Origin of the sequence: Clostridium sp. JS66 (assembly GCF_033561535.1) — a bacterium.
GTDB classification, from domain to species: domain Bacteria; phylum Bacillota; class Clostridia; order Clostridiales; family Clostridiaceae; genus Clostridium_AM; species Clostridium_AM carboxidivorans.
Map to the genome: position 1 here is coordinate 6,144,443 of NZ_CP131467.1, position 24,317 is coordinate 6,168,759.

Annotated in this window: 26 protein-coding genes, 2 tRNA genes and 1 other annotated feature; of the genes, 1 reads left to right on the plus strand and 27 read right to left on the minus strand. The window is 30.7% G+C overall.

Annotation, left to right across the window (positions count from 1 at the left end; genetic code table 11):
- Nucleotides 1-29: 29 nt before the first annotated feature.
- The 19 genes from rplJ to Q6H37_RS28615 form a co-directional block, all read right to left on the minus strand.
- Nucleotides 30-530: a 50S ribosomal protein L10 gene (rplJ, locus tag Q6H37_RS28525; protein WP_318738418.1), complete on the minus strand. Its 501-nt coding sequence runs from the start codon at nucleotides 528-530 to the stop codon at nucleotides 30-32.
- A gap of 33 nt (nucleotides 531-563) precedes the next feature.
- Nucleotides 564-691 (minus strand) — a sequence feature (ribosomal protein L10 leader region).
- Nucleotides 692-728: 37 nt separating this feature from the next.
- Nucleotides 729-1,418, minus strand: coding sequence for a 50S ribosomal protein L1 (gene rplA / locus Q6H37_RS28530; protein WP_007063565.1), 690 nt, complete (start codon nucleotides 1,416-1,418; stop codon nucleotides 729-731).
- Nucleotides 1,419-1,474: 56 nt separating this feature from the next.
- The gene (rplK, locus tag Q6H37_RS28535; RefSeq protein WP_007063564.1) at nucleotides 1,475-1,900 is read right to left on the minus strand and encodes a 50S ribosomal protein L11; all 426 of its coding nucleotides are present in this window, start codon (nucleotides 1,898-1,900) and stop codon (nucleotides 1,475-1,477) included.
- A gap of 72 nt (nucleotides 1,901-1,972) precedes the next feature.
- On the minus strand, nucleotides 1,973-2,494 hold the full coding sequence (gene nusG, locus Q6H37_RS28540) for a transcription termination/antitermination protein NusG (RefSeq protein WP_318738422.1): 522 nt from the start codon (nucleotides 2,492-2,494) through the stop codon (nucleotides 1,973-1,975).
- A 49-nt stretch (nucleotides 2,495-2,543) separates the two neighbouring features.
- On the minus strand, nucleotides 2,544-2,774 hold the full coding sequence (gene secE, locus Q6H37_RS28545; RefSeq protein ID WP_007063562.1) for a preprotein translocase subunit SecE: 231 nt from the start codon (nucleotides 2,772-2,774) through the stop codon (nucleotides 2,544-2,546).
- 47 nt (nucleotides 2,775-2,821) lie between these two features.
- Nucleotides 2,822-2,971, minus strand: a complete 150-nt coding sequence (rpmG, locus tag Q6H37_RS28550) for a 50S ribosomal protein L33 (protein ID WP_007063561.1) — start codon at nucleotides 2,969-2,971, stop codon at nucleotides 2,822-2,824.
- Nucleotides 2,972-3,142: 171 nt separating this feature from the next.
- Complete coding sequence (gene tuf, locus Q6H37_RS28555; RefSeq protein ID WP_318738406.1) at nucleotides 3,143-4,336, minus strand: elongation factor Tu; 1,194 nt, start codon at nucleotides 4,334-4,336, stop codon at nucleotides 3,143-3,145.
- 76 nt (nucleotides 4,337-4,412) lie between these two features.
- A tRNA-Thr gene (locus Q6H37_RS28560) sits at nucleotides 4,413-4,488 on the minus strand.
- A 10-nt stretch (nucleotides 4,489-4,498) separates the two neighbouring features.
- Nucleotides 4,499-4,573 (minus strand) — tRNA-Gly (locus Q6H37_RS28565).
- Between the two features lie 74 nt (nucleotides 4,574-4,647).
- Nucleotides 4,648-5,289 carry an RNA polymerase sporulation sigma factor SigH gene (gene sigH / locus Q6H37_RS28570; protein WP_318738425.1) on the minus strand — a complete coding sequence of 214 codons (642 nt, stop codon included), beginning with the start codon at nucleotides 5,287-5,289 and terminating at the stop codon, nucleotides 4,648-4,650.
- 72 nt (nucleotides 5,290-5,361) lie between these two features.
- Nucleotides 5,362-5,874 carry an NYN domain-containing protein gene (locus Q6H37_RS28575; protein WP_318738427.1) on the minus strand — a complete coding sequence of 171 codons (513 nt, stop codon included), beginning with the start codon at nucleotides 5,872-5,874 and terminating at the stop codon, nucleotides 5,362-5,364.
- A 12-nt stretch (nucleotides 5,875-5,886) separates the two neighbouring features.
- A complete protein-coding gene (gene rlmB, locus Q6H37_RS28580; protein ID WP_318743192.1) occupies nucleotides 5,887-6,672 on the minus strand; it encodes a 23S rRNA (guanosine(2251)-2'-O)-methyltransferase RlmB in 786 nt (261 codons plus the stop codon).
- Nucleotides 6,673-6,800: 128 nt separating this feature from the next.
- On the minus strand, nucleotides 6,801-7,541 hold the full coding sequence (thyX, locus tag Q6H37_RS28585; protein ID WP_318738429.1) for an FAD-dependent thymidylate synthase: 741 nt from the start codon (nucleotides 7,539-7,541) through the stop codon (nucleotides 6,801-6,803).
- A complete protein-coding gene (locus Q6H37_RS28590) occupies nucleotides 7,542-7,967 on the minus strand; it encodes a Mini-ribonuclease 3 (protein WP_318738431.1) in 426 nt (141 codons plus the stop codon). It lies immediately after the preceding gene.
- A gap of 29 nt (nucleotides 7,968-7,996) precedes the next feature.
- The gene (cysS, locus tag Q6H37_RS28595; RefSeq protein ID WP_318738433.1) at nucleotides 7,997-9,394 is read right to left on the minus strand and encodes a cysteine--tRNA ligase; all 1,398 of its coding nucleotides are present in this window, start codon (nucleotides 9,392-9,394) and stop codon (nucleotides 7,997-7,999) included.
- A 187-nt stretch (nucleotides 9,395-9,581) separates the two neighbouring features.
- A complete protein-coding gene (proS, locus tag Q6H37_RS28600) occupies nucleotides 9,582-11,252 on the minus strand; it encodes a proline--tRNA ligase (protein ID WP_318738435.1) in 1,671 nt (556 codons plus the stop codon).
- Between the two features lie 84 nt (nucleotides 11,253-11,336).
- Nucleotides 11,337-12,023, minus strand: coding sequence for a 2-C-methyl-D-erythritol 4-phosphate cytidylyltransferase (ispD, locus tag Q6H37_RS28605; protein ID WP_318738437.1), 687 nt, complete (start codon nucleotides 12,021-12,023; stop codon nucleotides 11,337-11,339).
- A 1-nt stretch (nucleotide 12,024) separates the two neighbouring features.
- The gene (locus Q6H37_RS28610; protein ID WP_318738439.1) at nucleotides 12,025-13,128 is read right to left on the minus strand and encodes a PIN/TRAM domain-containing protein; all 1,104 of its coding nucleotides are present in this window, start codon (nucleotides 13,126-13,128) and stop codon (nucleotides 12,025-12,027) included.
- Between the two features lie 111 nt (nucleotides 13,129-13,239).
- Complete coding sequence (locus Q6H37_RS28615) at nucleotides 13,240-13,716, minus strand: CarD family transcriptional regulator (RefSeq protein ID WP_318738441.1); 477 nt, start codon at nucleotides 13,714-13,716, stop codon at nucleotides 13,240-13,242.
- Between the two features lie 147 nt (nucleotides 13,717-13,863).
- Between Q6H37_RS28615 and Q6H37_RS28620 the strand changes: the two genes are divergently transcribed.
- Nucleotides 13,864-14,268 carry a hypothetical protein gene (locus tag Q6H37_RS28620; RefSeq protein ID WP_029163582.1) on the plus strand — a complete coding sequence of 135 codons (405 nt, stop codon included), beginning with the start codon at nucleotides 13,864-13,866 and terminating at the stop codon, nucleotides 14,266-14,268.
- A 26-nt stretch (nucleotides 14,269-14,294) separates the two neighbouring features.
- Here the strand turns inward: Q6H37_RS28620 and disA are convergent, their stop codons facing one another.
- The 8 genes from disA to fusA all read right to left on the minus strand — a co-directional run bounded on the left by disA (nucleotide 14,295) and on the right by fusA (nucleotide 24,273).
- On the minus strand, nucleotides 14,295-15,368 hold the full coding sequence (gene disA / locus Q6H37_RS28625; RefSeq protein ID WP_318738445.1) for a DNA integrity scanning diadenylate cyclase DisA: 1,074 nt from the start codon (nucleotides 15,366-15,368) through the stop codon (nucleotides 14,295-14,297).
- A gap of 15 nt (nucleotides 15,369-15,383) precedes the next feature.
- Nucleotides 15,384-16,739, minus strand: coding sequence for a DNA repair protein RadA (gene radA / locus Q6H37_RS28630; RefSeq protein ID WP_318738447.1), 1,356 nt, complete (start codon nucleotides 16,737-16,739; stop codon nucleotides 15,384-15,386).
- A 266-nt stretch (nucleotides 16,740-17,005) separates the two neighbouring features.
- Nucleotides 17,006-19,444 (minus strand): ATP-dependent Clp protease ATP-binding subunit, encoded by a 2,439-nt coding sequence (locus tag Q6H37_RS28635; RefSeq protein ID WP_318738449.1) that lies wholly within the window; start codon nucleotides 19,442-19,444, stop codon nucleotides 17,006-17,008.
- Between the two features lie 19 nt (nucleotides 19,445-19,463).
- Nucleotides 19,464-20,498 (minus strand): protein arginine kinase, encoded by a 1,035-nt coding sequence (locus Q6H37_RS28640; protein ID WP_318738452.1) that lies wholly within the window; start codon nucleotides 20,496-20,498, stop codon nucleotides 19,464-19,466.
- 2 nt (nucleotides 20,499-20,500) lie between these two features.
- A complete protein-coding gene (locus Q6H37_RS28645; protein ID WP_318738455.1) occupies nucleotides 20,501-21,028 on the minus strand; it encodes a UvrB/UvrC motif-containing protein in 528 nt (175 codons plus the stop codon).
- A 66-nt stretch (nucleotides 21,029-21,094) separates the two neighbouring features.
- Complete coding sequence (locus Q6H37_RS28650; protein WP_318738456.1) at nucleotides 21,095-21,559, minus strand: CtsR family transcriptional regulator; 465 nt, start codon at nucleotides 21,557-21,559, stop codon at nucleotides 21,095-21,097.
- A gap of 262 nt (nucleotides 21,560-21,821) precedes the next feature.
- Complete coding sequence (locus Q6H37_RS28655; RefSeq protein WP_318738458.1) at nucleotides 21,822-22,055, minus strand: hypothetical protein; 234 nt, start codon at nucleotides 22,053-22,055, stop codon at nucleotides 21,822-21,824.
- Between the two features lie 127 nt (nucleotides 22,056-22,182).
- Entirely contained in the window at nucleotides 22,183-24,273 is a 2,091-nt protein-coding gene (gene fusA, locus Q6H37_RS28660; RefSeq protein WP_318738460.1) for an elongation factor G, read from the minus strand.
- Nucleotides 24,274-24,317 lie beyond the last annotated feature (44 nt).

The following is a 24,317-nucleotide window of genomic DNA, read 5'->3' on the forward strand; positions in this document are numbered from 1 at the left end:
AGACACCTCCAAAATTTCTCTTTTTTAAATTAAGCTTCTTCTGATTCTTTGTTTTCTTTAATAGCATTTAATAAGTATGCAAGATTTGATAATGGAGCCTTGAAGCTTCCAAGTAATTTTGCAATAAGAACTTCCTTTGGTGGTATTGTTGCAAGTTGTTTAACTTTATCAACATCAAAGATTTCTCCTTGAACTATTCCGCCTTTAAGTTCTAATTTTTTATGATCCTTTGCAAAATCATTAAGTATTCTTGCTGGAGCAGTTGGATCTTCATATCCAAATGCTACTGATAAAGGGCCTTGAAGTACGCTCTCTATTTCACCAAGTCCTAATTCTTTTGCTGCTAATGTAGTTAAAGTATTCTTATAAACTTTATATTCAACACCAGCTTCTCTTAACTTTGATCTAAGCACTGTATCTTCTTCAACTGTTAATCCTTGATATTGAGCAAAGATTACACCTTGTGCTTTTTCCATTTTTTCTTTTATTTCTAAAACTTTAGCTTCTTTTAATTGTCTATTCTTTCCCACTGTGTGTCCACCTCCTCACAGTTTATACTGTAATTATACAAATTTAAAGGTCCCTCCGAAGACGCAGAGAGACCAAACATAATCTTTATATTGGAACCCTCGGTAGGTTGTTAACGTTACGCTTTCGCACCCACTGTCTACGGAATATTTACTTGTTAACCCTTAGAATTATACATAAATTTAAAATCTATGTCAATACTACTCTAAAACTTTTGTTGGATTTATTTTAACTCCTGGTCCCATAGTACTTGAAACTACTACTGACTTCAAGTATTGACCTTTTGCTGCTGCTGGTTTAGCTTTAACTACAGCTTCCATTAATACATGGAAGTTTTCAGATAACTTTTGTTCACCAAAAGATTTCTTTCCAATTGCAACATGGACTATAGCAGTTTTATCAACTCTGTATTCAACTTTACCAGCTTTGATATCAGCTATTGCTTTTGAAACATCAAAAGTAACTGTTCCTGATTTTGGATTTGGCATTAAACCCTTAGGTCCTAATACTCTACCTAATCTACCAACAACACCCATCATATCTGGAGTTGCAACTACTACATCAAAATCAAACCAATTTTCTTTTTGAATCTTTTGAACAAGTTCTTCTGCTCCAACGAATTCAGCACCTGCTGCTTCAGCTTCTTTTGCTTTTTCGCCTTTAGCAAAAACTAAAACTCTAACTTTTTTTCCTGTTCCATGAGGAAGTACTACTGCTCCTCTAACTTGTTGATCTGCATGTCTTGGATCAACACCAAGTCTTAAAGCTAATTCTATAGTTTCATCAAATTTAGCCTTTGATGTTTTTACTGCAAGTTCCATAGCTTCTGCAGGTGTATATAATACATTTTTATCAACTAGCTTAGCACTTTCTCTATAATTTTTTCCCATTATTAATCCTCCTTCGTGGTTTTAACGGTTTTTACCTCCCACCATATTAGACCAGATTATTCTTCTACAGTTATTCCCATGCTTCTAGCTGTTCCTGCTATCATACTCATAGCAGCTTCAACTGATCCTGCATTTAGGTCTGGCATTTTTGTTTCAGCTATTTGTCTTAACTGATCCTTTGTAACTTTAGCAACCTTAGTTTTATTTGGTACACCAGAACCACTTTCTATTCCTACTGCTTTTTTAAGTAATACTGCTGCTGGTGGAGTCTTTAGTATAAAACTAAATGATCTATCCTGATATACAGTAATTACTACTGGAATTATTAATCCTGCTTGACTAGCAGTTTTAGCATTAAATTCTTTACAGAATCCCATTATGTTTACACCATGCTGTCCAAGTGCTGGTCCAACTGGTGGTGCTGGAGTTGCTTTTCCTGCAGCAAGCTGAAGTTTAATCATTCCTACTACTTTTTTAGCCATGAATTTACACCTCCTAAAATGTGGTTAATACGGACTTTGTCCTCCCACTTATTAAGGCTCTCGCCTTATAGACTAATCTAGTTTTTCTATTTGATTAAAATCAAGTTCAACAGGTGTTTCCCTGCCAAACATGTTAACTAGCGCTTTAATTTTTTTCTTTTCAGTATTAATTTCTTGGATAACAGCTGGGAAGTTTTCAAGAGGACCAGATTTAACTTTAATATTTTCTCCTACTTCCACATCTACATTAACAGCTTTTTCTGCTATTCCCATAGATACAACTTCTTCATCTGTGAGTGCAACTGGTTTAGATCCTGGACCTACAAATCCTGTTACTCCTCTAGTATTTCTAACTACATACCAAGAATCATCTGTCATTACCATGTGTATTAAAACATATCCTGGAAATACCTTTTTTAATGTTACTTTTCTTTTTCCATCTTTTACTTCAACTTGTTCTTCCATGGGAACTTGAACATCATCTATCCAATCATAAAGATTTCTATTTTCAATAGTTTTCTCTAAATTGGCTTTAACTTTGTTCTCGTAACCAGAATATGTATGAACTACATACCATCTAGCTCTCTCTGCCATAGCTCAAGGGACGGGAATCTTTTCTCGACCCCTACCTCCTTCTTTACCTTTATTTAAAAATTACACTAAACAAATTTTTAAATCCTACATCTAGTAATCCAACAATTACTATATAAATAAGACAAAATATCAAAACTGTTGCTGTTGCCTTTTTTACTTTTTCCTTAGAGGCCCAAGTTATTCTTTTAGTTTCTGCTTTTAAGTCTATAAAAAAGTTAATAAAACTATTTCCGGACGCTGCTGATTTTTTTGTTTTCTTTGCACTATTTTGTACAGCCATTTTTTTCACATCCTTGAAAAATATTTATCGCATGCCTCTATAAATTATTATTTTGTTTCTTTATGAGATGTATGTTTATGGCAAAATGGGCAATATTTTCTCATTTCTAATCTATCTGGATCATTCTTTTTGTTCTTCATTGTGTTGTAATTTCTTTGTTTGCAATCTGTACATGCTAATGTTACTTTTACTCTCATTACTTACACCTCCTGATATAGTCGTATATGTAAACTATTAATATATCTTTTATTAGCCTTAAATTATGCATTACTTTAATAATTTATCACAACTTAGTTTATATGTCAATGAAATTTAAAAATACTTTTTAAAAGGACCAGGTCTAGAAACCCAGTCCTAAAAATCAAAAATTACTCAACGATTTTAGTAACAACGCCTGAACCTACTGTTCTTCCGCCTTCTCTTATTGCAAATCTTAATCCTTCATCCATTGCTACTGGTGTTATTAATTCAACATTCATATCTATGTGATCTCCTGGCATAACCATTTCTACTCCTTCTGGTAATGCGATTGATCCTGTAACGTCTGTTGTTCTGAAATAAAACTGTGGTCTATATCCATTGAAGAATGGTGTATGTCTTCCGCCTTCTTCTTTCTTTAATACGTACACTTGACCTACAAATTTCTTGTGTGGGTGTACTGAACCTGGTTTTGCTAATACTTGACCTCTTTCGATGTCATCTCTTTGTATTCCTCTTAGTAATGCTCCTATGTTATCTCCTGCCATTGCTTGATCAAGAAGCTTTCTGAACATTTCTACTCCTGTTACTGTTGTCTTGCCTTTTTCTTCTTTTAATCCTACGATTTCTACTTCGTCTCCAACTTTTAGTATTCCACTTTCAACTCTTCCTGTTGCAACTGTTCCTCTTCCTGTGATTGTGAATACATCTTCTACTGGCATTAAGAATGCTTTATCTGTTGCTCTTTCTGGTGTTGGAATGTAGCTATCTACTGCATCCATTAATTCGTGTATGCATTTTGTTGCTTCTGCATCATCTGGATTCTCTATTACTTTTAATGCACTTCCTACTATTATTGGAATATCATCTCCTGGGAAGTCATACTCGCTTAATAATTCTCTTACTTCCATTTCTACTAATTCTAATAATTCTGGATCGTCTACTTGGTCTGCTTTATTTAAGAATACTACTATGTAACTTACTCCTACTCTTGATGCTAGTAGTATATGTTCTCTTGTTTGTGGCATTGGACCATCTGCTGCACTTACTACTAAGATTGCTCCATCCATTTGTGCTGCTCCTGTTATCATGTTCTTTACATAGTCAGCATGTCCTGGACAGTCTACGTGTGCATAATGTCTGTTTTCTGTTTCATATTCTACGTGTGCTGTGTTGATTGTGATTCCTCTTTCTTTTTCTTCTGGTGCTTTATCTATTTCGTCATACTTAAATGCTTCTGCTTTTCCTTCTTTTGCTAACACCATTGTTATTGCTGCTGTTAATGTTGTCTTACCATGATCTACGTGTCCTATTGTTCCTATGTTTACATGTGGTTTTGTTCTTTCATATTTTGCTTTTGACATTTTTTATTCCTCCTCATTTGGTTGACTTTTAGTTTAAGTAAACTCACCCTGGTGTGTTGTAAGGTTTATATATTATTGGAGCCCATGACCGGGATTGAACCGGTGACCTCCACCTTACCAAGGTGACGCTCTGCCGACTGAGCTACATGGGCAATTTTTCTCTGGAGCAGGAAACGGGGATCGAACCCGCGACAGCCAGCTTGGGAAGCTGGTGTTCTACCGCTGAACTACTCCTGCTCATAATTAATAAAAAGTTATATACCGATTATCAATTTTAATACAAGTATATTTTTTTGTCAATATGCAATTTTTTATTTATCGTTTAAACACTTTTCTAATTTTCTTTTTACCCTTTGTAGTGCATTATCTATGGATTTTGCATGTCTATCTAGATCACAAGCAATTTCCTGATAAGACTTACCATCAAGATAAGACATTAATACTTCCATTTCTAAACTTGATAAAACCTCACCTATTTCAGCATGTATATGATTTAATTCTTCCCTGCTTATAATTAATTCTTCGGAATCTGCCACCTTAGCTTCAGATAAAACATCTAACAAAGTTCTATCTGATTCTTCGTCATATATAGGCTTATTTAAGGAAATATATGTATTTAAAGGAATATGCTTCTGCCTTGTGGCAGTCTTAATAGCAGTAATTATCTGTCGTGTAACACACAACTCAGCAAAAGCTTTAAAAGATGATAACTTATCAGGTTTAAAATCTCTTATAGCTTTATATAACCCTATCATTCCTTCTTGGTATATATCTTCTTTGTCTGCTCCTATCAAAAAATAAGACTTCGCTTTTGCTTTCACAAAATTTTCATATTTATTAATCAAGTATTCCTGAGCCCTAGTCTCTCCTTTTTTTGCTTGAATAACGATTTCCTCGTCTAATTTTTTTTCAAAGGAGGAAATTTTCTTACTAATACAACCCCTTCTATCCAAGATATCCCCTCCAAAATAAAAATACACCACATATTGATTATACATTAGAACTAAATTTATAGTCAATGTTTTTTAATTGCTTCTTCGAATTTTTTCAAGTTCTTCCAATATTTCCTTTTGAATTGTATCTTCCAAGGTAAATCTTTTTTCTGAATATTTTTTCTCTATTTTGCTTTCGATTTTATTTTCTATACTTTTGACTTCATGATAAAACTCTACGGAAGACATTCTCGTAGCACCTCTTTGAAAAACAACCTGTTGTTCCAAAGAATCCGAAGTTACGACGCATACTTCTATTTTTCGTCCTATTTTATTTACTGTTTTTTCTATAAAGGCATCTGCTGTTTCACCCTCTTTTGTAAATACTACCACTATATTATCACTAATTTTCTCTTTTTTCTCTATACTTTTGCTTACCATATGAGCATCAAAAACTATAAAAACTTTATAATTTTTATAAGCTGCATAATTACTTAATTTTTCTATAAGTTCAGTTCTTGCAGCTTCATAGCTATATTCTTTTATTTTTTTTAGTTCAGACCAACTATTTATTACATTATATCCATCTACAAAAATATTTTTCACTTTGTATCACTATTACTTTTTAAATCTTTGTTTCAATATTTCATACATAAGTATTCCACCTGCAACTGAAGCATTTAAAGATGATATATTTCCAACCATAGGTATCTTTACAAGTACATCACACTTATTTTTAGTAAGCTTTAATATACCTTTCCCTTCACTTCCTATTATTAAAGCTACTGCACCTCTAAAATCTACATCATAACAATAATTTTCCCCATTCATATCCGCACCATACACCCAAATGCCTTGTTCTTTTAGCTTATCTATTGCATTGTTTATATTTGTGATTTTAGCAATTTTCATATGTTCTATTGCTCCAGCAGAAGCCTTATATACAGCAGGAGTTAACCCAACATTTCTCCTTTTAGGTATTATGATGCCATGTACTCCACAAGTTTCAGCAGTTCTAATTATGGAGCCAAAATTATGAGGATCTTCTATTTCGTCTAGTATAATAATAAAAGGTTTTTCTCCTTTTTTCTCTGCATAACTAATTATATCATCTACATCACAGTACTTATATGGTGTAATTTGTGCAATTACTCCCTGATGTGCACCTGTTTGAGAAAGTTGGTCTAATTTTTTTCTATCCACCTGCTTTATAACTATCTTTTTTTCTTTAGCTAAAGCTAGTATCAGATTTATAGATCCTGATACATCTCCATTGGCAACTAATATCTGTTCCACAGTTCTTTCAGATTTCAATACTTCAATTACTGCATTTCTTCCTTCTATTAAGTCTTCTCTAAAAGATTTTTCACTAGTATTTCTTAAAAAATTATTATCTTTCTCTATTTTTCTATTTGAATTATCTTTAAAGTTCTTTTTAGTATCCTTCACATCAATACCTCTTTCACTTTTTATTCATCCCCCAATAATATCTTAAAGCTTTCTATTTCCAATATGTATCACATTTGAATTGTTTATACTCCTAAATACATTTTTCTAACTTCATCTTTTTTACCGCAAGTCATTTTTCCTTCAGGACACACTCCATTTAAGCAAGAAGGTCCACTGTATTTAAATAACATTGGAGCTACTTCCTTTACTTGTTTTAACATTTCATTTGCTAGCGCTCTTATTTCCCATTGGGCTCTATTACAACATCTATGTTTGAAAAAATTCACCAAACTTCTTGCATTCATAGTTAACATTATCTTAGTTTCACAAGCATTTGGGAAAACATACCTGGCATCTTCAATAGCTTTCTTTTCTGCAGCTGGTGAATTCATTCCATTATTTATATGGTTATTTTTTAAAATATCTGCTAACTTATTATAAGCCTCTTGGCTATTTTCCATGGCCTCAATATATATTTTTTTAGCTTCTTCATCTTTTTTTATTTCAGGAGGAACTATATATTGAAACTGACTTAACTTAACATATCTTTGACTTTGTTGAGAATAGGATGCTAACCTATGTCTTACTAACTGATGTGTCAAACTTCTTGATACTCCTTCAACAGCAAAGGTGAATGATACATGTTCTATAGGAGATTCATGACCATAAGACATCAACATATTTAAAAATTTTGTAGCCTTTTCACCTTGTAAATTTTCTTCAATTTCATCTATACCTACAGCACTATAACACAGTTTTGCAGCTGAAGCTATAACCTTTTCTGGATTAGGTGTATGTTCTATTAATTTAACTTTTAAATCCATTTATATTCCTCCAGTTATTTGTAATTCTATTATCGTATTTAATAATAAATTTAATCTTTCTTCTTGTTCCGTCAAATATAAATATCCAACTAAAGTTTCAAAACCTGTAGCAAATCTATATTCTTGTACATCTGCATTTTTGGGAACTGTACCTGATTTGGAATTTCTCCCTCTCTTAAAGAAATACATTTCCTCTTCACTTAATTCTTTTTCTATTTTTTTTATAAATTCGCTTTGCGCATGTGCTTTTACAAACTTTATAGCTTCTACATGTAGATTATGCACAGACATATCCCTATTCTTATCCACTAAATAAGTTCTAACAAAAACTTCATATACAGCATCGCCAACAAAGGCAAGCACCAATGGATTTATCTGCCTTACTGCCTCTTTAGTAAATTTGCCTTTTAGTAAACTGAAATCCATTCTAATTCTCCATTCTACAATTCATTTGATTAAGCTCTTTTCCATCTAATTCCTTGAGGAGTATCCTCAAGGAATATACCCTGTTCTTTTAAATCGTCTCTTATTTTGTCTGATAATGCCCAGTTTTTATCTTTTCTTGCTTGCTGCCTTTTCTTTATAAGCGCTTCTATTTTCTCCTCTAAAGCGCCTTTTTTAGATTTTTGTAATATTCCTAATGGTTTTCCTAATTCTTTTATTAAATTTAAGCAATGCTTTATTAGCTCTTTTGAAGAATCAATTTTAACATTAGTATTAATATCTCTTATAAGATCAAAAATAACAGATACAGCATCTGCTGTATTAAAGTCGTCATCCATCTTTTCTATATACTTTTCTTTATATCCACTCAAAGTTTTTATGTATTCAACTTCTTTATCCATCAATTCTTCTTCTTTTGTTTCTTCTAATAAACTTTCCAAATTAGAAATTGAGTTATATAGTCTATCCATAGCAGCTTTCATGGATTCTAATGATTCTATACTAAAGTTTATTTGAGTTCTATAATGTCCTGAAAGCATAAACAATCTAATAACATCTGAATCATATTTTTCTAGTATTTCTCTTGCAGTAAAAAAGTTATTAAGTGATTTAGACATTTTCTCATTGTTTACATTTACAAAAGCTGAATGCATCCAGTACTTTGCAAAAGTTTTACCTGTTCTGGCTTCACTTTGTGCTATTTCATTTTCATGATGTGGAAATGCTAAATCTGATCCACCTGCATGTATGTCTATAGTTTCACCTAATAAATTATATGCCATACATGAGCACTCTATATGCCACCCCGGTCTTCCCATACCCCATGGGCTTTTCCATGCTGGTTCTCCAGGCTTTTGACTCTTCCAAACTGCAAAATCCATAGGGTCCTTCTTTCTTTCATCTACTCTAATTCTAGCTCCCGCTTGAAGATCTTCTAAATTCTGTCCTGAAAGTTTTCCATAGTCCTTAAACTTTTTTGTATGAAAATAAACATCACCATCTACTTCATAAGCATATCCTCTATCTATTAATTCTTTTACAAAATCAACAATTTCATTTATGTATTCAGTTGCTCTAGGATTTACTGTAGCTCTTTCTATATTTAAGGAATCTGCATCCTTATAATATTCTTCTATAAATTTATCTCCTAATTCTTTTACTGTTATATTATCTCCGTTAGCTCTTTTAATCATTTTATCATCTATATCAGTAAAATTTTGTATGAACTTAACTTTATATCCTCTATACTCCAAATACCTTCTTATTGTATCGAAAACAACAAAAGTTCTAGCATTACCTATATGGAAAAAATTATATACTGTTGGCCCACATACATACATTTTAACTTCTTTTTCGGATAAAGGAATAAACTCTTCCTTTTTTCTTGTAATTGTATTAAAAACCTTCATAGTTAAATCTTACCTCCTGCATTTAAGTATATAATTAAATTTACTTACATACTTAAACTAAAATTCTCTTAAATATTTTAACACATTATTATAACTTATTTAAGTCTTATTAACATTTTTTATACACAAGTATAGTTCATAAAACAATGAAAGCGACAGCGCCGCTTTCATTATGAAACATGTTTAATTAATTTCTATGTAATTCATTTAAAACTTTTTCTTCTATATCATCTATATCTATATCTTCTACATTATCATTATTTCTTAATTTAAATTCAACTTTATCATCAGATATTTTTTTACCTACAGTTATTCTTATAGGCACTCCTATTAAATCTGCATCTTTAAACTTAACTCCTGCTCTTTCGTCTCTATCATCCAACAAAACATCTATTCCCAGTGATTTTAATTTATTATATATATTTTCAGCTGCTTTCATTTGTTCTTCATTTTTAAACACTGCAGCTATTACAATCACTTCATAAGGTGCTACACTTTTTGGCCATACTATTCCATTTTTATCATGGTTCTGTTCAACTATTAACGCTAAAAGTCTATCTACGTTAATTGATGCATTAATAATACTCATAGGTTTACTTTTTCCCAATTTATCTAAAAATACAGCATTCATATTCTCTGAATAGGTTGGTTCCAAATTTATAATTTCACCTAAACTCATTGCATTTTCAATGTTTATGGGATTTCTACAAACAGGACACTTATCCTTTTCTGTAATCTTCTTAAAATCACCAACAGTACCTGTAAAGTCTCTTTCATAATTTACACATTCATAATGATATCCAGTGTCATTAGCTCCTACCATAAAATTACGCATTCTAGTTATTTCTTCATCTACTAACAATGTATCACATTTTAAATTTATTGGACCTGCAAAGCCTATTTCAGCTGATGTAGCATATCTTACTGTCTCTTCGTCTGCTAGCTCAAAACTTATAACATCACCTATATTATTTTTAACTTTTGTCTCATTTACTTCCCTATCGCCTCTAACCATTACAGCGACAATCTTATTATTTATTTTATATATAATGGTCTTTACAAAATATTCTGGTGTTGTATTGAACAAAGAAGCCAGTTCATCTATAGTTCTAGTATCTGGTGTAGAAATCTTATTCATAGGCTTCATGTCATACTCTTCTTCTGCTTGCAAAGCACATGTAGCTATTTCCAAGTCTTCTTTATATCCACAAGACTCACAGCATACCACATGTTCTTCCCCTAAAGGATGCTTTACGAAAAATTTTAAAGAATTAGTTTTTATAAAATTTATCCTACATTTATGATAAATACTATTAAAACCTTCATATAAACTATTGATGTATTGGCTTGATTCTGTTAAATCATCATAAAAAACATAACATTGAAGTTCATTAAATTCCTTAGATTTTATAATTCCAAACTTAGGTTTTGCTTCATCCTTAATTTGTTTTTGTATAGAATATATACTTACAGGTAATTGCTTATATGATTTTATTTCATTTTTTACAATTTCTATGTAAGGTTCTTTAAAATCTGCTCCAACATAAAACTTTTTTTGGCTTTTGTCAACTGTTTCAAAAATATCCATCAAACTACTTTCTTTATTATTACACTGGTTTAATAATTCAAATGGGACAAGCTGTGCAACCTCTATTTCTTGAGAATCTATTTTCTCCATCTCATTTTTTATTAAATTATTTACATTCCCTATAACTTTTTTTCCTGTAGGCATAAAGTTGTATATTCCTGATGCCATTTTTCTTATAATACCAGCTCTTACCATAAGTTTATAGCTTTCTAATTCAGTTTCCCCTGGTGCCTCTCTTAGAGTCCCTAATATCCTTTTTGATAACTTCATAAAATTATCCCTCCCCATATTTTTTCCTTATATAAGTATAAATCCCTTACCTTTCAATTAGTAAGAGATTTATATTCGTTCATTTTAATTTTTTTCCAATATTCTTTCAGCAACAACTAAATCTTCTTGAGTTGTTATTTTTATATTATTATAACTTCCTTCATACAAATAAACTTTGTTTCCATAACGTTCAACTACAGAAGTATCATCTGTAACCGAAACATTATCTTGTATCAATTTTTCATGACACTTGATGATTAAATCATATTTAAAACATTGGGGCGTTTGAACACAAAATAATTTGCTTCTATCTAAGGTATCTAAAGAAAATCCATCCCTACCTTTAACTTTTATTGTATCTTTTGAATTTATTCCACAAGTACATGCACCATAAGTTTCAGCATATTTTATTCCGTTTTCAATAATACTAGAATTTACAAAAGGTCTAGCTCCATCATGGATAAGTACTATATTACAATCAGTAATTGACCTTAACCCATTTAGTACTGAATCTTGCCTTTCCTTTCCTCCAGATACAATCCTAAGCACTTTTCTTATACCATACTTCTCCACTACTTGTTCTCTACAGTATTCTATCTCACTGCTTGAACATACCAAAATAATTTCATCTATAAATGGACTATCAGAAAATGTCTTTAAAGAATAATAAAGAATTGGCTTACCCTTTATGTTTAAAAATTGTTTATTAATTCCTGCACCCATTCTTTTTCCTTTTCCTGCAGCTAAAATAATTGCATAATTTTTGCCCATATTAAACTTCTCCCTTTTGTTTTGCAAAAATCATCCTTCCAGCTGCTGTTTGTAATACAGATGTAACTAATACATCTTTAGTTTCACCTATATACTTTCTACCACCTTCTACAACTATCATAGTTCCATCATCTAGGTACGCTACCCCTTGACCTGATTCTTTTCCATCTTTAACTATTTGTATTCTCATTTCTTCACCAGGAAGAACTACTGGCTTCACTGAGTTAGCAAGCTCATTTATATTCAACACTGGAACCCCCTGAAATTCCGCAACCTTATTTAAGTTATAATCATTAGTTATTACCTTTCCATTTAAAACTTGAGCAAGCTTTAACAACTTAATGTCCACTTCTGCTACTTCTGGAAAATCTTTTTCGTAAATTTGTACATCTATACTCAATTCTTTTTGAATCTTATTTAATATGTCCAAACCTCTTCTTCCTCTGTTTCTTTTCAGTCCATCTGAAGAATCTGCTATGTGTCTTAACTCTCCTAATACAAAGTTAGGTATTACTAAAGTACCTTCTACGAAACCCGTTTGACATATGTCAAATATTCTTCCATCTATTATTACAGAAGTATCTAAAACTTTAGCATTACCTTTAGAGTCTCCCTTGCTTTTTTTATCTTTATTAGCTGTGGATCTCCTAATACTTATACTAGAAAATAAGTTAATTAGTTCATCTCTTTTTTTAATAGCTATTCTACCACCTAAAACCGCCATTACTACTGCAACAAATACTGCCAAAACTGCACCTATTACAGGAATACTAGCTAAAAGATTTACAAATAAGGCTGCTATTAGAAGTCCAACTATAGCTCCTGCAGTTCCAAACAACATTTCAGTAGCAGGAAGTTTTTGAGCACTTTTTTCAATGTAATCCATAATTCTTATTATTATTGTATTAATCAAGGGTGATAATAAAAATAATATAATTCCAAAGAATAAAGAACATAAAATTAAAAATAAAACTGTTTTTATAGGGCTGTTGCTAGCATAACCAACTTTTACAAAGTAATTTGTATGGACTATTGCGTTGCCAATTAAATACCCCAGCATAAGTCCTATAATTGTAAAAATAACTCTTAATATTTTTTTAAGCAAAAGCCTCACCTCCCTTATTAATTATTAACAATTTTTTCATTTTTAAATCCTTAATATCTAATATATATTAATAAAATATTTTTTTCAATAATACTAAATTTATTTAATAAATTATTTACTTAATTTTCTTATTTCACTTAATGCAGCTTCAATTTTAATACCTAATAATAATGCTATTTCACTTCCTACCATGTTTTCAACTTTATCTAGTATCCTCCTTTCGCCTGGTGGAATTGCTCCCTTGGATTTTAAATAATATAAATCACGTATTACTTCACACATTTGAAACAAATCCCCTTCTTTTATTTTATCGTTGTTTTTCTTATATCTTTTACTCCACTTTTTTTCAATATTTTCCGGCTTACTTTTAATTATATCAAAAGCCTTATCCAGATTTTCTTTGCTTGTAATATTTCTTATTCTGTAGTCTAATAATCTATCCTCAGGTATATATAAGTTTATATTATCTATCAAAATAAAAATACTTACATATTTTTTATTTGCAGTATAACTTTTACTATCTTCAACTTTTGTCATAATTCCAGCTCCATAACTTGGAACAAATACTTTTTGTTCATTAATTACCATAGTAATCCCCCTATTAATAAAAGTATTCTTGATTTATTATATAAAAGTAGAGGAAATTTCGTACTATACTTTATTGACAAAATTATCTGAAAAAAACTATAATTAATTTATAAATCCAACTTAAATCTTTATAAGGAGTTGAACCTGATGAAAGATGTAATTTTTGACGATTTTCAAAACGCAGTAGACGAGTCTTTACTTAGACATAAAAGTATTTTGGATATAATGACTAAACTTCAAGAGTCTAATGCTAGAATAAACCGTGCTATTGCTAAATCTATTACCAACTGTGGTTGTATAAAGCTAACAGCAGAAAAACAACACTTGCCAGAACACGATGAAAACATAAACATTGAATCACTAAAGGATTGTTTAAAATCACACATAAGCGGAAAACTTTGTGATAGCTGTAGAGAAGTGATTGAACATGAAATAGGGAATAATTTATTTTACTTAACATCTCTTTGCAATTCCCTTGATTTAAATCTATTTGATGTTCTTCTTAAGGAAAATGATAAAATTAATACTTTAGGAAAATATACTTTTAGATAAAAATTAGCACAAAATAATGCTAGTCATTATTTTGTGCTAAAATTGTTATCTAACATAATCTGCTCTCTAAGTCTCCTAAGTCCATTTTTTATAGCTCTAGCTCTAGCTTCTCCTATACCTTCAACCTTATCTAACTGTTCATAAGAAGCTTCCATTGCTCCTTTTAACTCTTTGAAATTTTTGACCAAATTTTCTATTACATTTGTAGGTATTCTCGGTATTTTGTTCAACATTCTATATCCCCTTGGTGATATGAGGGTATCCACTAAAGGGACTCCTATATATCCTAATGATTTTGATATATTATCTAAATTTATCAATTCTTCTGATGTCATAGTTTGAATTTGCTTATATATTTCATTATAGTCCATATCATTTTGACAATAATCTCGTATTAATAATATTCCATCTTGCTCTACACTTTTTACTAACTCATTTAACTGCATTGAAATTAATCTTCCCTCGTTTCCAAGTTCACATATATACATTTCAATTTCAGCAACCACTCTCATAACCATTTCTGTTCTTTGAATAGCTGTCATTACATCAAATAATGTTACCAAATCCTGAAATTCTAAAATATTAAGATTACTTACAACTCTATCCAACACTGACACATACTTCTCTAAAGTCTGCAGTGCTTGATTTGCTTTTCCAAGTATTATACTACTATCCCTTAAAACATATTTTATATTACCTTTATACACTGTTATTATGTTTCTTCTTTGTGAAATAGCAATAACAATTGCTCCCATTTGCTTAGCCACTCTATCTGCAGTTCTATGTCTAGTTCCTGTTTCAAATGTTGGAACATTAGATTCTGGTATAAGCTGTGCATTAGCATATAATATTTTTTTTAAATCATTACTAAGAATTATAGCACCATCCATTTTTGCAAGCTCATAAACATAAGATGGACTGTAATCAGAATTTATGGTGAACCCTCCATCAACTATTTTTAGTATCTGCTCACTGTCACCTAAAACAAGTAAGCCACCTGTTTTAGCTCTTAATATATTCTCCAATCCTTCTCTAAGCTGGGTTCCTGGTGCTAAAAGTTTAAGTATACTCATAAGTTCTCTATCTTTTTCTAATCTCAATTTAATCACCCTACACTAAAAAACTTTATTTGTAGCCTCTTTAAGAGAAGAGACTCCTATAATATTTATACTTTTATTTTTTACTTTTTCCTTATTTCTTGCTGGTATGACAATATTTTTAAATCCCATTTTCTCTGCTTCATTTACAATTCTGTCTCCAAATGCTACAGGTCTTACTTCTCCTGTAAGTCCTATTTCTCCAAATACTATTAATTTCTCTAAGTTTATTTCCTTAGATTTAACGCTAGATATAAGTGCTAAAGCCAATCCTAAATCTGCAAAGGTTCCTTCAATATTAAGTCCTCCTACTACATTAACATAAACATCACAATTATAAAAAGGTATTTTTAATTTTTTTTCTAAAACTGCTAAAATAAGATTCAGTCTAGAAACATCTACACCAACTGCAGTTCTCCTAGGCATTACTGCCTTAGTTTCGCTAACTAGTGCTTGTATTTCTATTAATATAGGCCTAGTTCCCTCCATTATACCTATAACTATTGAACCTTCCTTTTGAAAATCAGTTTCTTCCAGAAATACTGCTGACGGATTTGATACTTCTTCAAGACCACTTTCTCGCATTTCGAATACTCCAATCTCACTAGTGGTTCCAAAACGATTTTTCATAGTTCTAAGTATTCTAAATTCTTCAGTCCTCTCTCCTTCAAAGGATAGTACAGTATCCACCATATGTTCTAATACTCTAGGTCCTGCTAATTCACCTTGTTTGGTAACATGAGCTACTATAAAAAATGGTATGCCTTTTGTTTTCCCTATACGCATAATATCGTTAGAGCTTTCACGAACTTGAGATACACTTCCTGGTGCAGAAGTAATAGATTGTTTAAAAAGCGTTTGTATGGAATCCACAATAACAAAAACAGGTTTAGTATTCTCTATATGTTCCTCTATTTTTTCAATACTAGTCTCAGAAACTATATACAAATCACTAGACATAGCTTCCAGCCTATCGCCTCTCATTTTTATTTGTTCTTCGGATTCCTCTCCTGAAACATAAAGAACTTTTCCATATTTTCGAGAAATACTATTTGCTGCTTGTAATAGTAATGTAGATTTACCTATACCCGGTGCGCCAGATATTAAAGTTAGTGAACCTTTTACTATTCCGCCACCTAATACTCTATTTAATTCTGTTATGCCAGTATCAAATCTTTCATATTCACTAGATTTTATATTTAGTATACTCTTAGGCAAACTATTAGAATTTATATTAAGACTAGATGAGTTGCTTTGTACTTTTGTTTCCTCAACCATGCTATTCCAACTATTACAATTAGGACATTTCCCAAGCCATTTTAATGATTCATACGCACACTCTTGGCATACAAAAATAGTCTTATTTTTTGCCATAAGAAACACCTCTTTCTATACAAAATATAATTATACAGTATTATTCCCGTATGTTGTCAATAATAATTAAAGTTTTAAAAATAATTAAGAAAATAGTTATGTAAAAATATAACCTTTATACAAAATGTTCCTTTCACTATTAGAAAACAAAAGCTATGAAATTAAGGTGTTATTCCTACGTTTCATAGCTTTTATGCTTAAAATAAAATTTATCTTTTATTAAGTTTTATAAACCAGATTTTTAATTAGCACCTTTTAAAATTATATTATTCTGCCTTAACAAACTCTAGTTCATTATTTTTTACTTCTACTTTGATCTTATCTCCCTTTTTTATATTTCCTCTTAACATTTCTTCTGAAAGCTTATCTTCCACAATTTTAGTTATAGCTCTTCTAAGCGGTCTTGCTCCATAAGTTAAATCAAATCCTTCTTTAGCAAGATTTTTTTGAGCTTCTTCAGTAAATTCTATATATATATCTTGTTCTTTTAATCTTGCATCTACTGTCTTTAACATTAATTTTACTATATAATTTAAATCTTCTTCCTGCAATTGGTGGAATACTATAATGTCATCAATTCTATTTAAAAATTCAGGTCTAAAGGAACGTTTTAGTTCTTCCATAACATTTTCTTTCATTTTCTCATATTCATTTTCTTTTTCATTTTTACCACCTAATGTAAATCCCATAGACTTCTGTCTTTTAATAGTAGATGCACCTACATTAGATGTCATGATTATTATAGTATTTTTGAAATTTATAGTTTTGCCTTTTCCATCTGTAAGTCTCCCATCTTCAAGTATTTGCAATAAAATATTAAATACTTCTGGATGAGCTTTTTCTATTTCATCAAATAACACTACTGAATAAGGGTTTCTTCTAACTTTTTCTGTTAATTGACCTCCTTCATCAAAACCTACATATCCTGGAGGAGATCCTATAAGTCTTGAGACAGTATGTTTTTCCATGTACTCTGACATATCTATTCTTATCATGTTATTTTCGTCACCAAACATAGCTTCTGCTAATGCCTTTGAAAGCTCAGTTTTTCCTACTCCTGTAGGTCCTAAAAATATAAATGAACCTATTGGTCTTTTAGGGTCTTTTAAACCTACTCTTGCTCTCCTAACAGCTCTTGATATAGACTTAACAGCTTCATTTTGCCCTACTACTCTATTATGCAATATTTCTTCTAGCTTTAGTAATCTTTGTGATTCTTTTTCTGTTAGTTTTTCTACTGGTATATTGGTCCATTTAGAAACTACTGATGCAATTTCTTTCTCTGATACAACAAGGTTAGAAACTTCTTTCTTAGTTTTCCAATTGTTTTTCAATCCTTCTAACTCATCTTTTAATTCCTTTTCCTTATCCCTTAATCGTGCTGCCTTTTCAAAATCTTGAACTCTTATAGAATCTTCCTTTTCCTTAGTTATCTTTTCAAGTTGCTCTTCTGAATTTTTTAAATCTGGTGGAGCAACTAAGCTTTCAATTCTAATCTTTGATGCTGCTTCATCCATTAAGTCTATTGCTTTATCAGGTAAAAATCTATCAGTTATATATCTATCTGATAAATTAACTGCAGCTTCTATAGCATCATCTGTAATTTTTACCCTATGATGAGCTTCATATTTATCTCTTAATCCCTTAAGTATTAACACAGCTTCTTCTTTAGTAGGCTCTCCAACAGTAATAGGTTGGAATCTTCTCTCTAAAGCTGAATCCTTCTCAATATATTTTCTATATTCATCGATAGTAGTAGCACCTATACACTGAATTTCTCCTCTTGCTAGTGCTGGTTTCAATATATTAGATGCATCAATAGCACCTTCTGCTGCTCCAGCTCCTACTATAGTGTGTATTTCGTCAATAAATAGTATTACATTACCTGACTTTCTTATTTCCTCCATGACCTTTTTTAATCTTTCTTCAAACTCTCCTCTATATTTAGAACCAGCTACCATAGAAGATAACTCTAAAGTTACAACTCTCTTATCTTTAAGCAATTCAGGAATATTTCCTACTACTATTTTTTGTGCTAATCCTTCTGCTACAGCTGTTTTACCTACTCCAGGATCACCTATCAAGCAAGGATTATTTTTTGTTCTTCTGCAAAGTATTTCTAGTACTCTCTGAGTTTCTTTATCCCTTCCTACCACAGGGTCTAATTTGCCTTCCTTAGCCATTTCAGTTAAATCTCTACCAAATTGATCTAAAGTAGGAGTTGGTTCTACATTTGATTTATTAAAATCACTATTATTACCAGTTTGTTCTCCTGATAAAGCTTCTGTTAATTCTTTTCTTAGTTTATCAAAATCTGCACCTAAATTATTCAATATTGTAAATGCTACGCCTTCTGCTTCTCTAATAAGTGCCAATAGTATATGCTCTGGACTTATATAATTATGATTTAAATTTCTAGCCTCAAATAAGCTTAATTCCAATAGTCTTTTAGTCCTTGGAGTAAGTGGAATCTCATTTTTATATAAATCAATATCTCCCTTACCTTCATATTCTTCTACTAAATCTCTAACATCATCTACAGTAATATTTATATCATTTAAAAGTTGTTTAGCTATTCCTTGTTCTTTTAGAATACCCAACAATATATGCTCTGTTCCTACATAACCATGCTGAAGAACTTGAGCTTCTTCTTGTGCATAAAAGAGAACCTTCTGTGCTCGTTCAGTAAATCTTCCAAACATCATTTATACTCACCATCCTTTTTTATAATGTTTCCTTTTTTAAAATTTCTCTTACAATTTTAGCTCTGTTAAAATTTGTATCTTTATCTGACAGTTTACCATTATACATTTCATATATACTAGCTGTCTGTGTATTTACTAAAATATTATTTAAAGATATTTTATCTACATCTTTAATTATTCCCATTTCAACACCTAATCTTACATCCGATAAAAGTTTTAAACATTCATTAGAATTTAAAATTATTGCTGATTTTAGTACGCCTAATGCTCTATAAATTCTATCTTCTATTTCATATCTATACTTATCTATCAAAGTATTTCTGCATAAATTTTCTTCATTAACAATTTGAATTACTACAGCCTTTAAATTATTTATTATTTCCTCTTCACTTAATCCTAATGTAGTTTGGTTGGATACTTGATATATATTGCTTTTGCCTTTTGATCCTTCTCCATATAACCCCCTTATAGTCATACCTAGTTGTGTTACTGCACTTAACATATTATTTAACTTATTGCTTAAAGAAAGTGTTGGAAGATGAATCATAACAGAAGCTCTCATACCTGTTCCTATATTTGTTGGACATGCAGTTAAATATCCAAGTTTTTCATCAAAAGCATAATCAAGCTTTTCTTCTAGAAGATTATCTATTTTATCAGCAAAATCATATGCTTCTTCCAAATTTAAAGACGATGTTATACATTGAATCCTTACATGATCTTCTTCATTTATCATAATACTTACAGTTTCATCTTTATCTAACATAAATGCAGATTTATTACTATTGTCTATAAGGTTTTTACTTATTAAATGCTTCTCCAAAGAAACTTCATTTGAAATAGCACTTCTTTCCCACAAATAGTTTGTTTTATAACTTTCGGAATTAAATGAAGATGAGTAAAATGCATCTTCCACTAACTTCACAATTTCTCTTCCTTCATCTTCTTTAAGCATATGGGGGAATGGTCGTTTGTTTATATTTCTTGCAAGCCTTATTCTGCTGCTTAATACTAAATCATTATTACTCTTGCAGCATTTAATCCAATTTTCCATAGCTATCCCTCCTGTTCTCGTGTCTTTTCCAGTTCTTTTATCATATCTCTAATTTGTGCTGCTTTTTCATATTCTTCAGTTGATATAGCTTCCTTTAAACTTTCTTTTAATTTCAATAACTTCTTCTTTCCAATAATATTTTTACCTGCTCTTTTAGGAATTTTTCCTGTATGCTCTAAGTTTCCCTGTACTCTTTTTATAACAGGTATTAGTGCGGATGTAAAATCACTATAACAGTCGCTGCAACCAACTAACCCTCTTTTCTTAAAATCTGAAAAACTGATACCACAATTTTTACAAGAACAATCAAAATTATGCTGAGATTCATTAGGACTACTTATATAATCCATTATTCCGGTCAAAATGTTTTGAAAAGTAAATGGCGAAGAAAAATCTAATTGACCTGGAAAATTAAACTCTCCCCGTTCTTTTGCACATTTTTCACATATATTAAATTCTTGTTGCATTCCATTAGTTATTTTTGTTATATGAACTGTAGCCTCATTTTTCTTACATATATCGCACAACATAATATCACTCCTTTATTTAATAGTATTTAACTGGGAGATAAACCAACTTATCTTTTAAGTGTTTGTTCAAATTTCATTAAGTATAACCATAATAACTGATTTCAATATATCTGATCTTAATTTATTCTTTTTATCCGTTGAACTATTTAGTGTTCTGTCATTTATAACTATTTTTAAAATATTTCCTTCTCTCTCTGTAATTACTCCAGATTCTAACAATCCATCAATTACCTGAACTGCTGAATCATATGTTATGCTATTTCCTAATTTTTCATTTATAATTTCTGCAAGGGATTTGTTTTCATCAAATTGCACACGTCTTATTATTATGCATCCCCCACCACCCCTCTTACTTTCAATATAGTAACCTTTATCAGTTGTAAACCTAGTTGTTAATACGTAATTTATCTGTGAGGGTGCACAACTAAAATAACTTGCTAATTCGTTTCTCCCAATCTGTAATTGACTTTCATTACTATTATCTAACATATCCTTTATAAATACTTCTATAATATCCGATAGTCTTGCCAAAATAACGCCTCCCTGACTTTGCCTTTCTTTGACCTTAATTAAATATTAATATTTTTTCCTTTTCTATTCAATATTCATATCTTCCCAAATTTATTTGTTTTATACTTAAAATCTTAATTACATTAAGATTTTTTTAATTTTCTAATTTATTCTTCATATATTACTGACTATCCGTACCATATACTGTACTTAAAACTATTTATAGCTTGTACTACATAATATTTTTGTTATAGTACATACTTTACTATAACAAGCTTAATTCTCAATACTTTGTGGCATTAATATGATACTCTCCTTTGTTATAATATTTATCGCGATTAACCATAAAATGATTATTCTCTAAAATATTACACAATATATCTATATCATTAATTTGTCCTTCATTGAAATTTATTGTAAGACTATCACACTTATCTACTATAGCCATATAATCATATATACTACTATAATCCATTAATTGAATATTTCCATTTATGTTCATTTGGTATTGTGCCATAAAAACTCTCCTTAAATTGATTTTCTATTTACATTAATATAATTATTTTCTCTTATAGTCTATTAAAATATTCAATATATTATTATAAAAAAACCAATAGCTTTCGCTATTGGTTTTAAATTATTTACTATTCAACTTTACTTTTAATTTTTTTAGCTTCTTCTATTATCTTATCTACCTCAGTAGATGGAACTTCTTCATATCGTTCAAATTTCATAACAAAACTTCCTCTTGCCTGAGTCATGGACCTTAAATCTGTAGCATACTTGAACATTTCACCCTGTGGAACCTCTGCTATTATTCTCTGCTTATCTTCATCAGGTTCCATTCCTAAAACTCTACCCCTCTTTTTATTTATATCACCTATTATATCTCCCATATAGTATTCAGGAACTAATATTTCTACATGCATAATAGGTTCTAACAGTATAGGTTGAGCTTCCATGAGACCCTTCTTATACGCTAAAGATGATGCAACCTTAAATGCCATTTCTGATGAATCTACAGGATGATAAGAGCCATCATGCAAAGTAGCTTTTAATCTTATTACAGGATATCCTGCAAGTACCCCATGTTGTATACATTCTTTCAATCCCTTTTCCACTGCTGGGATGTATTGTCTTGGTACAACACCACCAACTACCTGATCAACAAAAAGTAAATCGTCTTCTCCATCATTTCTAGGCTCAAATTTTATCTTTACATCTCCATATTGTCCGTGACCACCTGACTGCTTTTTATGCTTACCTTGAACATCAGCAATTTTCTTTATAGTTTCTCTATAAGGTACTTTTGGTTTTTGAAGTATTACTTCTGCTCCAAATTTAGCCTTTAGCTTACATGCTATTACATCAAGATGGGTTTCTCCTAATCCAGAAATTATAGTTTCAGCATTTTCTACGTCTCTTGAAAGCTTAAAAGTTGGATCTTCATCCAGTAACTTATTTAAACCAGTAGATATTTTATCCTCATCATTTTTTGATTTAGGCAAAACAGCCATTGACATTGTTGCTTCTGGAAACTTAATACCATTAAAAACTATAGGATTTTCTACTGCACTTAAAGTATCTCCAGTAGATGTAAATTGTAATTTTGAAACAGCACCTATATCTCCTGCTACTATTTCATTTGTTGGAATTTGCTGCTTACCCATTAAGAAGTACATAGTTCCTACTTTCTCATTTTTACCTTTGCTTGCATTGTAAACAGTAGAATCTGATTTAATTTTTCCTGTTATTACTCTAAATAATGATAACTTACCAACAAAAGGATCTGCTATAGTTTTAAATACAAAAGCTGATAATGGTGCATTTTCATCTATCTTAACTTCTACATTAGAATTAGTATTCAAGTTTGTAGCCTCTAATGGCTCTGAATTTTCAGGTGAAGGAAAACATTCAACTACATCTTCAAGCAATGTTTCAATTCCTATGATATTCAATGCTGACCCACACATTACTGGAGCTATGTCTCCCTTAGCACAACCATTAATGAGTCCATTATAAATTTCTTCATCACTTAAAGTTCCTTCATTGAAGTATTTGTCTAATAAAACTTCATCTGTTTCAGCTACAGCTTCAATTATCATATTTTTGCATTCATCAACTTTATCTACAAGTTCTTCTGGTATTTCATCTTCTTTCATATTATGAGTTTTAGGATCAAAAATTCTAGCTTTTCTAGATATAATGTTTATAACTCCTCTAAAGTTTTCTTCAGTTCCTATAGGGTATTGAACTGGAACTATAGACATACCAAATTTTTCTTTTAATCCAGATAATACTTTATCAAAATCAGAATTTTCCCTATCCAATTTGTTTATATAGAAGGATCTTGGTAACCTATTTTTATTTACATATTCCCAAACTTTTTCTGTACCTACTTGTATACCTGATGTACCTGATACAACTACCATAGCTACATCAGCCGCTCTTAATCCTTCATATGTTTCACCAATAAAATCAAAGTATCCTGGAACATCTGCTAAATTTATTTTAGTGTTTTCCCATTCACATGGCGCTATGGATGTTGATATTGATATTTTTCTTTTCTTTTCTTCAGAATCATAATCACTTACAGTGTTTCCCTCTTCAATTTTTCCAAATCTATCTGTAGCTTTCGTGTAGTAAAGTATTGCTTCTGTCAAAGTAGTTTTTCCTGAACCACTGTGTCCAACAATTCCTACGTTTCTTAAATTTTTGGTTGTATAATTTTTCATAAGCAATTCCCCCTCTTACTTTTAAGCTTAATTTATATATTCTA

What these genes read in the sequence shown, in the direction of transcription:
- rplA (WP_007063565.1), bottom strand. Translation starts at nt 1,418, where the DNA reads ATGGGAAAAAATTATAGAGAAAGTGCTAAGCTAGTTGATAAAAATGTA.
- rplK (WP_007063564.1), bottom strand. Translation starts at nt 1,900, where the DNA reads ATGGCTAAAAAAGTAGTAGGAATGATTAAACTTCAGCTTGCTGCAGGA.
- nusG (WP_318738422.1), bottom strand. Translation starts at nt 2,494, where the DNA reads ATGGCAGAGAGAGCTAGATGGTATGTAGTTCATACATATTCTGGTTAC.
- secE (WP_007063562.1), bottom strand. Translation starts at nt 2,774, where the DNA reads ATGGCTGTACAAAATAGTGCAAAGAAAACAAAAAAATCAGCAGCGTCC.
- rpmG (WP_007063561.1), bottom strand. Translation starts at nt 2,971, where the DNA reads ATGAGAGTAAAAGTAACATTAGCATGTACAGATTGCAAACAAAGAAAT.
- tuf (WP_318738406.1), bottom strand. Translation starts at nt 4,336, where the DNA reads ATGTCAAAAGCAAAATATGAAAGAACAAAACCACATGTAAACATAGGA.
- thyX (WP_318738429.1), bottom strand. Translation starts at nt 7,541, where the DNA reads ATGGATTTAAAAGTTAAATTAATAGAACATACACCTAATCCAGAAAAG.
- Q6H37_RS28590 (WP_318738431.1), bottom strand. Translation starts at nt 7,967, where the DNA reads ATGGATTTCAGTTTACTAAAAGGCAAATTTACTAAAGAGGCAGTAAGG.
- cysS (WP_318738433.1), bottom strand. Translation starts at nt 9,394, where the DNA reads ATGAAGGTTTTTAATACAATTACAAGAAAAAAGGAAGAGTTTATTCCT.
- proS (WP_318738435.1), bottom strand. Translation starts at nt 11,252, where the DNA reads ATGAAGTTATCAAAAAGGATATTAGGGACTCTAAGAGAGGCACCAGGG.
- ispD (WP_318738437.1), bottom strand. Translation starts at nt 12,023, where the DNA reads ATGGGCAAAAATTATGCAATTATTTTAGCTGCAGGAAAAGGAAAAAGA.
- Q6H37_RS28615 (WP_318738441.1), bottom strand. Translation starts at nt 13,716, where the DNA reads ATGGTAATTAATGAACAAAAAGTATTTGTTCCAAGTTATGGAGCTGGA.
- Q6H37_RS28620 (WP_029163582.1), top strand. Translation starts at nt 13,864, where the DNA reads ATGAAAGATGTAATTTTTGACGATTTTCAAAACGCAGTAGACGAGTCT.
- radA (WP_318738447.1), bottom strand. Translation starts at nt 16,739, where the DNA reads ATGGCAAAAAATAAGACTATTTTTGTATGCCAAGAGTGTGCGTATGAA.
- Q6H37_RS28635 (WP_318738449.1), bottom strand. Translation starts at nt 19,444, where the DNA reads ATGATGTTTGGAAGATTTACTGAACGAGCACAGAAGGTTCTCTTTTAT.
- Q6H37_RS28640 (WP_318738452.1), bottom strand. Translation starts at nt 20,498, where the DNA reads ATGGAAAATTGGATTAAATGCTGCAAGAGTAATAATGATTTAGTATTA.
- Q6H37_RS28645 (WP_318738455.1), bottom strand. Translation starts at nt 21,028, where the DNA reads ATGTTGTGCGATATATGTAAGAAAAATGAGGCTACAGTTCATATAACA.
- Q6H37_RS28655 (WP_318738458.1), bottom strand. Translation starts at nt 22,055, where the DNA reads ATGGCACAATACCAAATGAACATAAATGGAAATATTCAATTAATGGAT.
- fusA (WP_318738460.1), bottom strand. Translation starts at nt 24,273, where the DNA reads ATGAAAAATTATACAACCAAAAATTTAAGAAACGTAGGAATTGTTGGA.